This window comes from Bacillus sp. CH_70 (assembly GCF_038007045.1).
Classification (GTDB): Bacteria; Bacillota; Bacilli; order Bacillales; family Bacillaceae_G; genus Bacillus_A; species Bacillus_A cereus.
This window is the reverse complement of record NZ_JBBOWL010000001.1, coordinates 5,198,530-5,214,203: the sequence shown is the minus strand read 5'-3', so window position 1 is coordinate 5,214,203 and position 15,674 is coordinate 5,198,530. Positions and strand designations below refer to the sequence as shown.

The window sequence follows — 15,674 nt, the reverse complement described above, 5'->3', positions numbered from 1 at the left end:
CTTTTTATTGTATTGACCAACTGGTCAGTCTAATACATAATATAACTGACCAGTTGGTCAATCGTCAATAAAAAGAGATGGTATAATACATTTATAATAAGATGCGAGATTAAATTTAGGAGAGAAGATATGAAAGAAAAAGAGCGTTTAATTATAGAAGCGGCTATGAAGTTATTTGCGACTAAGGGTGTAAATGCAACGTCGGTACAAGAAATCGTCACCACTTGTGGTATTTCAAAGGGAGCTTTTTATTTGTACTTTAAATCGAAAGATGAGCTTTTATTAGCGACGCTTCGATATTATTATGAAAAAATCCAAAAGAAAATGCTGGATATTGAAAAAGAGTCTTTACTACCACGTGAAAAATTTGAAAAGCAATTATACTTTCAGTTTACTGATGTGCAAAAACATAAAGAGTTTATTATTATGCATGCAAGAGAAAATGCCATTCCGTTTAATAAAGAAGTGGAAGAATTTATGATGCGGATGAAGTTAGAGTCTCATGCATTTTATCGGAATAGTTTATTGTCCATTTATGGTGAAAAGGTTATGCCATATTTATTGGATTTAGTAATTATGGTAGAAGGTATATGCCGTGGGTATTTAGAATTAATTATTTTACAAGCACTAGAAATTGATTTGTCCTATGTATCGATATTTATTTTAAAAAGGATAGATCATTTAGTAGATGGGCTCATAGAATCTTTGGAAGAACCTGTTCTACACGAAGAAGGGCTTGGGGAGTTTGTTTGTAAATCAGAGCTTATTAAGGAGCAAGTTAAAGAACGTTTTTTAAAAGAAATCATTGTGTTTAAGCGAACATTAGCTGATCAATTAGAAGATGATGAATTGCTTGTTACATTAGATGTTTTAGAGTCAGAAATGAGGTCAAACCCTAGAATTCCAGTCATTCAAGGGATGTTATCTAACTTAGAGGTATATCCAAATTTAAAGGAATTTCGCTTGCGGATTATGGAGTATTACAATATAAAAAGGTAACAATGATGGCTTTCATTGTTACCTTTTTATTATATATTCACTATTTCTTTTTTCTGTACAGTCTCTTCTTTTTCAAGGTTAATTGTTTCTTTCACGATATAAATTGGACGGTTTTTACTTTCGTCATAAATACGAGCAATATATTGACCGACGATTCCAAGGCCAAGTAACTGAATACCGCTAAAGAATGTAATAGCGACCATAATAGATGCCCAACCTGTTTGCGTACCAGAGCCAATAATTTTCACAGTAATTGTATATACTAAGACAATTATTGAAATGAGAACTGATAATAAGCCTAAAGTCATAACTATACGTAACGGTTTTGTTGAAAACGCAATAATGCCATCAGATGCAAATTTAATCATTTTCTTCAATGGGTATTTTGTTTCACCAGCAAAGCGCTCGTCACGTTCATATTCAACATACGTTTGGCGGAAGCCAACCCAAGACATCATCCCACGAATGAAACGATTGCGCTCAGTCATTTGATTGAAAACATCAGCTACTTTACGATCGATGATTCGGAAATCACCAGTATCTTTTGGGATATCGATATCGGACATGTAATTTAAGAATTTATAGAAATACTTAGCTGTTAAAAGTTTAAACCAAGTTTCACCTTTACGTTGTTTACGTTTTGCATAAACAACTTCATATCCTTCTTCCCATTTTGCAATAAGTTCAGGAATAACTTCAGGTGGATCTTGTAAGTCTGCATCTATAATTACAATAGCATCACCTTTTGCAGCAGCAATACCAGCTGTAACGGCTACTTGATGTCCAAAGTTACGCGCGAAATTAACGATTTTTGTACGGTAATCATTTGATGCAATCTCAGATAAGATTTCCATTGTACGGTCTGTGCTACCGTCGTTTACAAAGACAAACTCGTAATTAATATCATTTTGAAGCATAACGGACTTTAAACGGTTATAACATTCCTGCGCTACTTCTTCCTCGAAGTACATAGGAACTACAACCGAAATTAATTTTTGCATGTTATATCCTCCGTAGTTTTAATAAGTTGTTTAAGTTTAATTAGTAGCCTTTTCAGTTTGGTTGAATGTCCAAATTTTATTAAGGACAAAATTGATAACCATTCCGACACCAATTGCGAAAATCTGTGCAATTAGCGCATTAAAGGCAAGTTTATCTACTAATATAAATAAACATAATGTATTAAAAGCCAATACAATTAAATTTACAGTTAGAAATTTAAAGAACATTGACGTGCTTTTATTATTAGGTTTAAACACCCAATTTTTATTCCAATAGTAGCTATTGGCAACACCAATTAAATAGGCAATGGTATTCGCAATAAGGTAGTTCATCCCAAATTTTAATAATATCCAAAAGCTAATAATTGTAATGAGCGTATTAAAGATTCCTACTAAACCAAACTTTAAGAGTTTCTCCATAATATTATCCTCATTTTTATAAAATATATAAATTTAGGTGGTATAGGAAAAAAGATACCAGTAGATAGTATAACATATTTTTGAACTTCATATTATTTATTTATAAGAAAGTATCTCCAAGGTTGAAAAGGAGGTACTTTGCACTTAATTTCTTTTGAATTTTCGAACGTATTGAAAACATACGTATATCCCATAACTTTGTATTATGCTGAAACTTGGTATTATGAAATACCTGTATCTAGTTTGGTATTCAATTAATAGATGAATTAATACATATCCAACAATTAGTAGTAAGAATAATGTGTAATGAAGATTGTCTTGTTTTGTTACTATAAGGTAAAGAATCGCTATTATTCCGAAGAACATCGCAGCTGTATACATATAGCGCTCATATAGAATAGCATTCTCTTTTAAATCTTGCATCCCATCCAGAATTTCAAAGTTAGATGTATATAAGCTCCATGATGGTGAAGAATCGGTATCACCCCACATAAGTGCAAACTTCTCTTCAAATAATGATATAACCTTGTCCTTGTCAGCTAATCGTTCTTTAATAATTTTCTTTTCTTCTAAAGTGCGTTCTTCGCCAACCTCTAGAGACATAATATGGCCTGCGTCTTCATGGGAATACCCACCCTTTGTTTCATGGTTAAGACCGACTACAAATTTCCAAAGAGGATCGCGATTCGATAATGGATATTGTGTAATTCCAGAGGAGATAAATGCAAAGCTTATCATGTAGTGAACTAAGTAGAAAACAATAAAAATCCCACATAATTTCTTAAAAGAATTGAAAATGATTTTTTTAGGTTTCCCCAGCATTCCATGTAGGAAGATGTAAATAGCGACAGCAATTAAAATTAACATACCAAGTGGTCGCATAATGTCCCCTAAAGATAATAAGATACCAATAAAAATCCACATGTATTTACTTTGCAATCCTTTAGTTACTAATAAATAAAATCCAAAGTAAAAGAAGAAAGTAGCTAGATGTTGATTTGTTAACACAGAACTTAGCATAATACTTGGAATATATAATGCATACATCAATCCAGCGATACGTCCGGACCATTCATTAAATGTTTTCGCAGTGATTTTATAAACAAATATTGTAGTTCCCGTACAAAATAGGACATTTAAAAATTGTAAAGCGAATATTCCTTCTCCAAAAATCTTTATAATGAGCGCTTCATACATCGTAAATCCAAGTTGATACACCCACGAAGTGAAATATGTAGTATTTGTAAAACTAAAATCACCGTGGGCAGCTTGAATAGCGCTATTATACATTATTGCAAAATCTGATAAAGGTACGCTTGGTATTTGTAGAATCCAAATTAAGCGAACGATAAAAGCTAATAAAGTAAGTGAAATCACGAATGTTAGCGATGACATATATTTATTTATTAAGCACGCTACTATAAGAAAAACGAGCCCAATTCCAATCATAATAGGAAGACTTACTGAATTTGGAATGTCTAGTTTATCGCTAATTGTGAGATATGATTCCCACGTAATCCATGACAAGATAATGAGACATAGTATTAATAAAGATTTAGTCAAAAAAGAATTGATTCTATTAAATGCTGTAATCGGCATTAAATTTATACACTCCTTCAAATCAATTATATTTTAGTAGTTGAGAATATTCTATTCTTGGTATGTAGAGTATCACCTAAAAGAATACCATGATTAGTTTACTTATCAAAATACGCCCGGGGCTATATAGGAGATGTATTTTATATTTTTATTAGGACGGAATATAAAAATACATTTTTCTTACATAGAAATTAATATGTAAGAAAAATGTAGTGGAAAGTTATGAATTGTGTTGCGACCATTCTTCAACATTCCAAACTTTTGTTATCCAATCTTCATAAAAGTCTGGTTCATGACACACTAAAAGAATTGTTCCTTTGTAAGCTCTCATCGCTTTCTTCAATTCTTCTTTTGCTGTAACATCAAGGTGATTTGTTGGCTCGTCAAATAGTAACCAGTTGCTCTCTTCCCCCATTAGCTTACATAAACGGACTTTCGCTTGTTCGCCACCACTTAATTGGCTTAGAGGACGAGAAATATGTTCGTTTTTTAAACCGCACTTTGCCAACATTGCACGTATTTGATGTTGGTCTAGGCTAGGGAACGTGTTCCAAACATCATCAATCGGTGTTATATTATCAGCTTTCACTTCTTGTTCGAAGTATGATGGGTTTAAGAAATCACCAAGGCTTGTTTTTCCGCTTAAGGGTTTGATTTTACCTAAAATCGTCTTTAATAGTGTAGACTTACCTACGCCATTACATCCGACGATTGCAATTTTTTCACCGCGTTCAATTGTCATTGTTAGTTTTGGTAATAACGGGTGTGTATATCCAATTTCTACATTTTCTCCTTCAAAGACGAATCGGCTACTTGCGCGACTTTCTTTAAACGAGAATTCAGGTTTAATTGCCGTCTCAGGACGATCGATACGTTCCATACGATCGAGTTGTTTTTGACGACTTTTTGCACGACCTGTCGTTGAGTAGCGCGCTTTATTCTTCGCAATAAAATCTTCTTGTTTTTTTATAAATTCTTTTTGTTTTTCATAAGCATTAATATGTTGGTTTTTATTAATTTCCGCTAGCTCTAGGAATTTTTCATATGTCGCTGTATAACGCGTCATCTTTGTAAATTCTAGATGGAAAATAACATCGACACATTTATTCATAAATTCCGTATCATGGGAAATTAATAGGAATGCGTGTGGATATTCTTTTAAATAATTTGTTAACCAATGAATATGTTCAACGTCTAAATAGTTGGTAGGCTCATCTAATAGTAATACTTCTGGTTGCTCAAGTAGTAACTTTGCAAGTAATACTTTTGTACGTTGTCCACCACTTAATGCAGCAACATCACGATCTAAACCAATTGCGTCAATTCCAAGACCGCGCGCTGCTTCCTCAATTTTCATATCTAATAAATAGAAACCGCCTGCTTCAAGAGCATCTTGTATTTCCGCCATTTGCTCAAGAAGTTCTTCTAATTCTTCAGGTGTAGCAGTTCCCATTTTTTCTGTAACTTCATTTAAAGCTTTTTCTTTTTTAAATAAAGGTAAAAATGCATCTGCTAATACGTCACGAATTGTACGGCCAGGTGTTAAAATTGTATGTTGGTCTAAGTAACCATAATTTGTGCCAGGTGTCCATTCGACACGGCCTTCATCATGGATAAGTTCACCAGTAATTATATTCATAAATGTTGATTTACCAACACCGTTTGCTCCAACTAATCCAACATGTTCTCCTGCGAGTAAGCGCATGGATACATCTTTAAATAATGTACGATCACCAAATGTATGGCCTAATTTTTCAACAGTTAATAAGCTCATAATGTCCTCCGTTCAATTCTAAATAGTGTCTTGAATCATGATACTAAATTCTTCGATATAATGCTATCATTTCAAAAAATGTATATAAGTAAACAAAGCAAGTTTCTCCTCATAATTTGGAAGAGAAACTTGCTTCGTTGTTGTTTATCTGCCTAGCTTTTTATTCACAAACCCTAAAAGTAACCTGCGTATTTGTGGGTCAATTGCAAGACCGATAATGCCGTACAATATACCAGTAAGTGTTAAAGCTACTAGTGGTGGTAAGTTAATTAACACAGTACGATATAGAGCGTAACTGATTATAAATGCTAGTGCATTGAATATTGTTCCTTTGAATAGTAATGTAAAGCCTTTACGAGCGAATAAAGTAAAGCCGATTAATAATGTAATCTCGGTAAGGATAGCAGCTACAGCTGCTCCCATCATTCCAAATTGGCTACCTAATACGATGTAACTTATGACAGCAACAGCTAACCCAATCCCCATAGTTGTCGCACGCTTCCACTGTTGACCAATTGTCGTTAAATTATCAGCAAGTGGGTAGTTGATAGATTGTAAAATGACCATAAAGGCTAAAATTGCAAGAGCGTCACCAGCTGGGGCATACTCTTCACCTAATAAAGTAACAATCCAAAATCTTGGATTAGCGATGAATGGGATAGAAATCCCCATTCCTAAGAAAGACATAAGCTTTAATTCAAACAGAGATAGTTTTCTATGTTCATCAATATTTTTTTCATTTCCAAAAGCAAATAACTTTGGATAAAAGGCTGCTGCAATTACACCGGGTATTTGATAAAGTACAGCGGGTATTTTAGAAGCAGCTCCAAAGAATCCAACTTGCTCGTACGTTGAAACTTTTTCTAATATAATAGGCCCTAACTGTGGCAAGAGCATAATGATAATGCCATTGATTGTGAAAATCAGCAGTTGATCTAAAATCCCTTTGTCCCAGCCCTTATGAACTGTCGTATGGCGAATTACCATTATAAAGGCGATGACACCTGTTACAAGACTGGATATTCCGTACATGGCAGCGACCATCATAAGTGACCATTTAAATGACATTCCTAGTAGAAGAGCAGCTGCGGCTGTTACACCTTGTATTACAGAAATAATGGCTGTAAATTGCATACGTTCTGTTACTTGGAAGTAAGCCATCCCGACACCTTGTAAAGTTGCTCCAAACATTGTTGGTAGTACAACCCAATATACCATGGCGCGTAAGTAGGCATCTGTATAGAAGAACTGAGCAAAAATAGCGAAGAGTACAGAAATTACGACAGCTAATACGAAACGAATGCGTAAATAACTACTGATTAGTACGCTAATATTTGCATCCTTTCTCGTTCCTTCACGCATAAACGTATGTGTCAAACCTGCATCTGTGAAATAACAAATAACAGCGGAAACTGCTAATGCAGTTGTAAACATCCCATACTCACCAGGAGAAACGTATCTTGCGAAGAGAATCGTCGCGATAGCAAGTACAAATCGAACAGTAATATTTCCTACAAATAGGTAGGAGGCATTTTTAAGAATCTTATTTGTTTTCATGAGAAAAAACCTTTCTATTCTTTAGGACCTTTTTCGTTTGTCCTATTTGTAAATTTGATTTGTTTACGGAAAGAGAGATGAGTACTATATTTTCAGTTTAAGAAAACAGAAATTTAATTCGTACAAACCAAAGCATTGCATATAGTTTTTTACTACGCTTTCCGTTTTTTGAATAGATTTTACGGCAATATTTCTTTATATCTTTTTTGATTAATTGAACTTGGGCATTATTTAATTGAGTGTTTTCTTTAATGTATATACAAGCATTATTGATAACCGTATAAGGGAATAAATAAGTCTCAAGAATCTCAATAAGTGACTGAGGGTCTTTCGTAATGAAGTCTTGAGATTTATTATGTACCCAGTCTTTCATACGATTGAATATTTCCAGTTCTTTAGTTGTTTTTAATTCGTAATCTTTATATTTAGAAGAAAGATTTCCTTCGGATAAGATTCTATAATATGTTAAATATTCATCGACATAGCATACATTTGTCACACTCATTAGTTTAAATAAAAACTCCAAGTCTTCTCCCCAGCTACATCCTGGTGTAAAACGGATATTATGATTCATTGCGATAGAGCGTTTGAAAATCCAAGTACTTGTTTGAGCAACAACTTGGTGTGTTAAGAATGCTTTTGCCATATCACCTTTAATAAAGTTTGTTGTATGCTCAACCTTTTCACCTGTTTCTTCGTAGAAATTCATATAACCACAATAGCACGCATCCATGTTGTTTTTATGCATACTCTCGATTTGTTTCTCAATTTTAGTTGGATGCCATAAGTCATCACTATCAAGGAAAGCGACGTATTCCCCGCTAGCATTTTCAATCCCTGTATTACGAGCTACTGAAACGCCTTGGTTTTTTTGGTGAACGTATTTTACTTGCCCCGGATATTTTTCTGCAAGATTTTTTACGATAGAAGGTGATTGATCTTTACTTCCATCATCTACAATTACAATTTCAATGTTTTTATATGTTTGATCCAGTATTGACTGCATTGTGTCTTCAATATATTTTTCTGTGTTATACAGAGGTATGACAACAGAAACAAGTTGTTTTTGTTCCATCATAGAATTTTTATCTCCTCAAATTTTTTATGTCTTGCACCATATATACAAGCCTTTTGAAAGGAAGAAGATTACAAGAACATCTGTATCAGTTTAACGCATATAAACTTTGTAAATCAACTTTCTATTATTGTACTTTGTATACAAAGTACAATAATAGAATATATTTTCTTGTGAAAATATATAAATAAAATTTGAAATTTATGTATTTTGAGGGGAAATATGAAATGTTAAGGCGATTTGCGCTTCGTTTTGCAACTTTACAAACACATGGTGCAGATTTGACTCTAGCTAGCGATGATATAGGTTATCAAAAAATGGAAACTATTTTATTGGAAACAGGAATGTTAATATATCATGAGCTTGATAAACCACCTATTCATATTATGCCAGGTTTTCCAGTGTTTTTAGTTACTGTATTTTACTTTTTTGGAAATGGTAATAAAGGCCTTTTTGTAGCTAAATTAATTATTATCCTATTAGGAGTACTTATTATTTTACTCACTTATAAGATTGGTACTTATTTATTGAATCCCGCTGCAGGATTAATAGGTGCTTTCTTATTAGCGGTGTATCCTCCAGAGATTGTTGTGGAAAATTTAACAGAAGGACAGTTTCTATTCTTTTCATTGGGATTATTATATTGGAGCTTAAAATTAGCTGATACTCATAAAACGAAACATTTTCTACTTTTTAGCATTGTACTTACGCCTACAAGTTGCTTTATATCCAATACTATTATTTATATATCTTTTAATGAAGCGCTATCCATTCCGCATTATGATGAAGCAAGCGATAGTATTTTTTATAATAAAAAATACATGCAAGGAAGGACCTGTGCATGTATGATGAGAAGATTATGTTAAATATTCCAAGGCTTACTTAAAGTTAAAACTTCAGCCATCTCTTTACTTTTTAAACGTCCCTTTTTTCGGTTTTCCGCGCGTTCTAAACCGGTTGTGTGTAACCAATGTTCTTCCTGAGTTTCAGGTAGTACTTGTGGTACGGACGAAGGTTTTCCATCTTTTATAGCCACAAATGTAATGAAGCAAGTAGCAGCAATTCTACGCTCGCCTGCTAATAAATTTTCTGCGATTACTTTTACGAAAACTTCCATTGAAGATTTCCCTGTATAACACACAAATGCTTCATAACAAACAGAATCAGCTTGGTGAATTGGAGTTAAAAAATCAACTGAATCAATAGATGCTGTTACGCAATGTTTACGACTATGTCTTGCAGCCGCAATTGAAGCAATACTATCAATTTCTGCTAATAATTTCCCTCCAAAAAGTGTTTGGTGATTATTTAAATCGTTAGGAAAAACACGTGTTGTCTTAATTGCTTTAGATTCTCGCATGAATTTCTTTTCCATATATTCAGCCCCTATAGTCTGTTTTCAATCAGAATAATATGTGTAAGTGGAGTACTCATATTAGATATTTAATGAAGTAAAGTGTATTCCAAAAGAGGATTATTTAAACTTCTGTATTTGTATTCATGTAACTGAAAGAAAATTTATTTTATCTAAAATGTAGTGTAAAAGAGGATTCGCTTACATTGCAAGTAAAAAGTAATGACTATGTATTCGTCATAGAAATTCCCTATCAGCCGTGTACCCATTCATGATAGAATCATTTTGTTATGAATGGAAATAGAGGTGCAATGGACATATGAATCATATACAAACAAATTTTTCATCTTTCTTCAATAAAATTACGATCGGTGCGATGCTCGCATTTTTCGTTTATAGTTGTTGGGTAGCATTTGAGACAAGTAAGCAATTCTTTGGAGGAAGTACAACAAGTGTAACAATCATATTGGCAATTTTCGTCATACTTATTTTGTTAGTGGCATCAATTCTACAATATCGTTTTACAGATAAACAATTTCTTATTTTTCTTATAAGTATATCTATAGTTGTGAGGCTTAGTATGCTGTTATTTGTAGATGCTCCAATAATTGGTGATATGAAAGTGATGTATGAGTCTGCAAAGCAGATTGCAATTGGTAATAATATAGGGACTGTAACTCATTTGCCTTTTATTATATATGAGTCAGTAATCATTCGTATATTCGGTGATACATTATTCGCTTTACAACTATTTAATGTGTTATTTTGCGCAGGAACCGCATTTTTTATTTATCGTATTGCGGCAATGGTTTTTGGAGAAGAATGCGGTCGTATTGCTTCTATATTTTATGCTCTGTATATTCCAAATATATTGCTGAGTTCCGTATTAACTCCTGAGTCACTTGCAATATTTTTATTTTATTTTGCTTGTTACATACTTTTATATAAAGGGTTAGATCATCCTTATATGTGGGTGTTTTCAGCGGTTTTATTTGCATTTAGTAATATGATTTTCCCGATAGGATTATTTCTTCCTATTTTTATCACTGTATATGTATTATTAATTGAAGTGTCTCAATCAGCAACGAAACAAAAAGTGTTACTAAAGATGGTAGGGATACTTATTCTATTTTATAGTACTCATTTTGGTGTGAATTATGGAATTAAGGCAATGGGATTGTCACAATATACGATTTCGAATGAGACGTATGTTCAATCTGTCTTAATTGGAAAAACGAAACACGAGGAAAAAATATCGAAAAATCAAAGTGTAACAGAGCATATTGATCAAAAGTTAAAAGAGATTGAGGGAGAAAGATTTAAACTTTTAGAACCGATGATAAATCAGTTTTCAGATGAGGGGATAAATTCTATTCTTTTCAAATGTGAAAAACTGATATATATAGCCGTAACACTGTTTATGACTATAGCTCTATTGCACTTCCTTATTAAGAAACAACAAAATGAAGGATATATGTTGTTCTTATTTTTAATTAGTGGCTACGTATTGTTAAGGCTTTTCCAAGTAGATATGGCATATTACAATGTAATTATGCCGGCATTGTTTATTTTGCAGAGCTTTGGTGTTTATATGAGTTATGTGTATTGTCAAAAAATATTTTTCAGAAAATAAAAAGAATCCATTCTGGATTCTTTTTTTGATGGAAGATGAAATTTAGTAGTCAGTGCAAAATGGAAAGTATGCCGGACCTGAATTTTATTCCGCTATTTTCCGGACAGTCAGCCCCCACCTCAAAATCAGCGAAAGCAAAGAAGTTAGGTGGGGGCGGACTGCCTGTAAAAGCCCGATTGTTGAGGGCTGATTAAAGTGTCACTTTATCTTATCGATTTAGTTCTAGTTGTAAATTATCGGCTGTTAGAGCCATTTGTGAGGAATCATCTTGAATTCCTTTCATTACTTGTGAAATAGCTTGTAGCTCATGTTCAATTTTCTTATTCTGTTCTTTTGAGTTAGACATATCTTTTACAATTTCTTGGAAGTATCGATCTGTTGCCGACATACTATCCGTTCCTTCTGATACGAGAGAGCTAATTTGTTTTACGGAAGACGAGACACGGATAATTTGTTCATTTGTTTTTTCGACGAGCTTTGTAACGTTAAAGATAGATTCTTTCGTTTGCTCTGATAATTTTCGGATTTCACCAGCAACAACAGAAAACCCCTTCCCAAATTCTCCAGCACGTGCAGACTCGATAGCAGCATTTAGTGCGAGTAAATTTGTTTGCTCCGCGATTGATTTAACGATATCTATGATTTCGTTAATTTTGTTAGAAATATCAAGAAGTTCATGAGTATCTGTAATAATCGTTTCCATATTCATTTGAATAGATCCCATTCGTTTGTTTTGCTGGTTTAATTGTTCTTTCCCTTTATTCGCTTTTTCTTCAGATGTTGTAGCTAATGATGTACCTGTTTTAGCAATCTCTACAATAGTTTCAGACTTAGCGGTTAGTTTTTGAATAGAAGAGCTTGTCTTTTCAGATACAGCAGCTAGTTCTGTTGCAATATGCGTAATTGTCATAGCAGTTAGTTCTTTTTCTTTCTCATGCTCTTTTTGCATTCTTTCATATTCAGATTCATAAGCTGCAAGAACAAGTTCTTGTTCAAGAGTGAATAATTTATTTATGACATTTATAGAATAGGAAAAATCATCGATTGTTGTTATTTTTGTTTGCAAAATCTTCATGATAGAGCGGAATAATTCTTGATAAGCAGCAGTATACCATTTTCGATGTAAACCAATTTGCACATGTCTTTTGGCGATTCTAACACGCTGTTCAATGAAATCTTCATGCATATTGCCGCTGAATAATTCTTTAATATGTGTTTTTAAAGTTTGTTTTAGTTTTGGAATAGAGCTGTAACGTTCAATAATAGTAATTAAATTAGGTTGTTTTGTAATGTTGGCATAGAATTTTTCAGTAATCCAATCAATTTCTGCATAAATAAAAGGCTGTAGTACTTTTACAACTTGTAAATCTTCTTTTGAAATATGTAGCATATCCATTTGAATTTTTAATTCAGAATTAGTAGGTACATTAAAAGTTATTTGTTGGTCCTTACTTAATTCGATTATACTGGCATTTGTTTTATTAATATTTTTTCTGAAAACCCCAAGCATCATTCTTCCCCCTGTATATAAAACGTTTTCAATTTTAAAACTAATATAGAGTAATTATATATGCTTATATATAATTACTCTATATTAGTTCGTTGAATAGTATATAAATTAAGAGAATTCTATCTAGAATTCTCTTAATGGCCTTTATTAATTTTAGCATGTGTTTTAAAGAAAACAGGGAAATGCACATTATATATTACAGTGACGACACGAATAACGAATGTTACTAATAAACAAACATAGAAAGCTAATACGTGCGCCCCCATAGCGTATGTGATTAGGAAGCTAATTGCTCCTAAGATAGAAGCGATTGCGTAAATCTCTTTTCGGAATACGTAAGGGATATCTTGAGCACAAATGTCACGCAAAATACCGCCTCCAATACCTGTAATGACTCCCATTGAAACAACTAGAAATGAGGCGTCAACATGATGTGACATTGCCGCATTTGCACCAATAGCTGTAAAAACGCCTAATCCAACAGCATCAGAAAGCATAATAACGACTTGAAGTTTATTGATACGCTCAAAAAACATACAAGTAAATAATGCTGATAATACACTTACGAAAAAGTAAATGGGTTTTACAAATGCGACAGGGGGCAGGTTACCAATCATGATATCACGAATAATACCGCCGCCGAGCGCAGTAGCTACAGCTAAACAAAGGACACCAAATAAATCTAAATCTTTTTTTAAACCAACTAATGTACCAGAAATGGCAGCGGCGATAATGCCAAGAAACGTAAATATATCGATTAATAACATGGCCTTAATCCCTTTCTCTTAAAGATGTTCCAGAGAAAAAATATACACTAAAGTATTGGAAATAACAATTACTTTTCGTTACATGTATAAAAACGGATAAAATACATAAAGAAAGCGTTTGAAAATGCTTAGGAGAAAACGAAGCAAGGTTAATCTTTAGTTGTAGGATAGCCGAGTGGGTGTTTGTATGTAATTATTAAATTTTATATACTTATAAATAAATTAACAAATGTTACTATAATGCTGATAATAAGTGGAAGAGTGTTAGATAGTTTTTATAGAGATAGGGAAGAATAGCTAAAGGATAATGTTTTCTAGCACTACTTAAGCTGGATTTGGTTAGTTTCGGCATAAAAATAAGTTCTCAATTTAAATATGAGTTATGTTATAATTGCTAGGTGTGTTTTAACGATAATAAATTATGATTAAAAGATAATGTTAAGATTTTGTATGGAGGTCTTGGAATGTTAGCAAATCAAGCTAGGGTTAGATTTGAGCATTTTTTGCTCTTTTTTATTATTTTACAGCCTGTTTTAGATTTATTAACGTCTCTTAGCATCACTTTATTAAAGTCAAATGCTACCGTTGGAATTTTAGTAAGATTCCTTATTATGGCTGTTGGTGGTATTTACATTTTAATTCAGGCAAAAGAGAAGGAAAATAGAAAGTTTTTAATTTATCTTATATTATTAGCCGGCGTTTTAGGGATAGGATTTATTAATAACAAACTAGTTAAGGATCCTATTGTACTTGGTGAAGAAGTTAAATTCGTTGCGAAAGCATTATATATATATATTATGCTGGGATCATACATTTTAGCTTTAAAATCATTGAAAACGAAAGTTAATATTAGTGATAAGGTTCGAAATAGTATTGTATATTCTACATTAATCATTAACGCAATTATGGTTATTTCTATTTCAACATCTACTGACTTTGGTAGTTATGAATGGATGAAGGTTGGTTCTCGAGGTTGGTTCTATGCAGGGAATGAACTAGGTTCAATCTTAGCTATTATTTTCCCTATTGTGGTACTATATTCTATTCAAAAAACAAAGAGCTGGAAACATATTTTATATTGGATTCCATCACTTTTAATGATTTACTCATTAATTCAAGTTGGTACAAAAGTAGGAATGGGCTCAATTGGTGCTACGTTGGCAGCAGCAATCGGGATCATTGTACTACAATTATTATTTAATAGAAAAAATCCGAACAAAAAATCTCTTGCACTTAACGCAGTAATTGCTATTGTCCTATTAGCTGGTGTAGTTGGGACGTTTAAACAAACACCATTAGCACAAAATATGGGCATTCATAATAATTATTTATCAGAGCAAAATGTGGCTCAGCAAGGCCAAAAAGAACAAGAAATTAAAGATAAGTTGAAAAAAGAACAAGAACTTAAAGCAAAAGAAGAAAATCATCATAAAGTTGAAAAGCCAGAAGAAAAGGCGAAGATAGAAGAGGAAGTTAAGAAAGAACTTGAGAAAGAGCAAAAGAAAGAAAATCAAGAAAACCTTATTTTCAGTGGACGTCAAGTATATGAAGAAAGACATAAGCAGTTCTTTAAAGAAGCGCCAATGTCACAAAAGTTATTAGGAATGGGTTATGCAGGTAACTTTAAATACAATGAACAAAAGCAGCCAGATCCAAAACTAATTGAAATGGACTTCCATGATTGGTTTTACGATTTCGGGATTATTGGCTTTGTATTACTAATGATTCCATTTATTTATTACGGGCTAAGAATTCTACTAGCATTTGCTACGAGATTTAAGGACATATTTAATATAAAATATGGAATGATTTCAGCAAGCTTATTGTTAGCGTTAGGTATTGCTTATATTGCAGGACATATTTTAACAGCACCAGGAGTTGGAATTTACTTTGTAGTGGTGTTAGCTTATCTAATAGTAGACCTAGAAATTGAATGATAAAAATAAAAGCTAACTTTTGTTAGCTTTTATTTTTTAGTACAGTAA

The 15,674-nt window shown here is 32.8% G+C and carries 12 protein-coding genes and 2 pseudogenes; 4 read left to right on the top strand and 10 right to left on the bottom strand.

The window, feature by feature from the left end:
* Positions 1–129: 129 nt before the first annotated feature.
* A complete protein-coding gene (locus tag N2V79_RS26670; RefSeq protein ID WP_069356582.1) occupies positions 130–999 on the top strand; it encodes a TetR/AcrR family transcriptional regulator in 870 nt (289 codons plus the stop codon).
* 29 nt (positions 1,000–1,028) lie between these two features.
* Here N2V79_RS26670 and N2V79_RS26665 read toward each other — a convergent pair whose 3' ends face one another.
* From N2V79_RS26665 to N2V79_RS26640, 6 genes are all read right to left on the bottom strand, one after another.
* Complete coding sequence (locus N2V79_RS26665) at positions 1,029–2,000, bottom strand: glycosyltransferase family 2 protein (protein WP_001170716.1); 972 nt, start codon at positions 1,998–2,000, stop codon at positions 1,029–1,031.
* A 36-nt stretch (positions 2,001–2,036) separates the two neighbouring features.
* On the bottom strand, positions 2,037–2,420 hold the full coding sequence (locus N2V79_RS26660) for a GtrA family protein (protein ID WP_000413280.1): 384 nt from the start codon (positions 2,418–2,420) through the stop codon (positions 2,037–2,039).
* A 144-nt stretch (positions 2,421–2,564) separates the two neighbouring features.
* Positions 2,565–4,019, bottom strand: coding sequence for a glycosyltransferase family 39 protein (locus N2V79_RS26655; protein WP_069356581.1), 1,455 nt, complete (start codon positions 4,017–4,019; stop codon positions 2,565–2,567).
* A 220-nt stretch (positions 4,020–4,239) separates the two neighbouring features.
* Positions 4,240–5,793, bottom strand: coding sequence for an ABC-F family ATP-binding cassette domain-containing protein (locus N2V79_RS26650; protein ID WP_000055383.1), 1,554 nt, complete (start codon positions 5,791–5,793; stop codon positions 4,240–4,242).
* Positions 5,794–5,937: 144 nt separating this feature from the next.
* Complete coding sequence (locus N2V79_RS26645) at positions 5,938–7,350, bottom strand: oligosaccharide flippase family protein (protein WP_053563277.1); 1,413 nt, start codon at positions 7,348–7,350, stop codon at positions 5,938–5,940.
* A gap of 97 nt (positions 7,351–7,447) precedes the next feature.
* A complete protein-coding gene (locus tag N2V79_RS26640) occupies positions 7,448–8,428 on the bottom strand; it encodes a glycosyltransferase family 2 protein (RefSeq protein ID WP_069356580.1) in 981 nt (326 codons plus the stop codon).
* A 200-nt stretch (positions 8,429–8,628) separates the two neighbouring features.
* On the opposite strand from N2V79_RS26640, the pseudogene N2V79_RS26635 reads away from it, so the two are divergent.
* Positions 8,629–9,226, top strand: a pseudogene (locus N2V79_RS26635) (4-amino-4-deoxy-L-arabinose transferase); the annotation flags it as partial.
* Between the two features lie 61 nt (positions 9,227–9,287).
* Here N2V79_RS26635 and N2V79_RS26630 read toward each other — a convergent pair.
* The gene (locus N2V79_RS26630) at positions 9,288–9,800 is read right to left on the bottom strand and encodes an acyl-CoA thioesterase (RefSeq protein ID WP_000412126.1); all 513 of its coding nucleotides are present in this window, start codon (positions 9,798–9,800) and stop codon (positions 9,288–9,290) included.
* A 298-nt stretch (positions 9,801–10,098) separates the two neighbouring features.
* Between N2V79_RS26630 and N2V79_RS26625 the strand changes: the two genes are divergently transcribed.
* A complete protein-coding gene (locus N2V79_RS26625) occupies positions 10,099–11,412 on the top strand; it encodes an ArnT family glycosyltransferase (protein WP_053563280.1) in 1,314 nt (437 codons plus the stop codon).
* A 208-nt stretch (positions 11,413–11,620) separates the two neighbouring features.
* Here N2V79_RS26625 and N2V79_RS29280 read toward each other — a convergent pair whose 3' ends face one another.
* From N2V79_RS29280 to N2V79_RS26615, 3 genes and pseudogenes are all read right to left on the bottom strand, one after another.
* Positions 11,621–12,322: a methyl-accepting chemotaxis protein gene (locus tag N2V79_RS29280; protein WP_372430521.1), complete on the bottom strand. Its 702-nt coding sequence runs from the start codon at positions 12,320–12,322 to the stop codon at positions 11,621–11,623.
* A 54-nt stretch (positions 12,323–12,376) separates the two neighbouring features.
* Positions 12,377–12,922: pseudogene (locus N2V79_RS29275) on the bottom strand (protoglobin family protein); the annotation flags it as partial.
* Between the two features lie 134 nt (positions 12,923–13,056).
* Positions 13,057–13,689, bottom strand: a complete 633-nt coding sequence (locus N2V79_RS26615; RefSeq protein ID WP_000924377.1) for a trimeric intracellular cation channel family protein — start codon at positions 13,687–13,689, stop codon at positions 13,057–13,059.
* A 464-nt stretch (positions 13,690–14,153) separates the two neighbouring features.
* Here N2V79_RS26615 and N2V79_RS26610 point away from each other — a divergent pair, with 464 nt between their 5' ends.
* A complete protein-coding gene (locus tag N2V79_RS26610; protein WP_053563281.1) occupies positions 14,154–15,626 on the top strand; it encodes an O-antigen ligase family protein in 1,473 nt (490 codons plus the stop codon).
* Positions 15,627–15,674 lie beyond the last annotated feature (48 nt).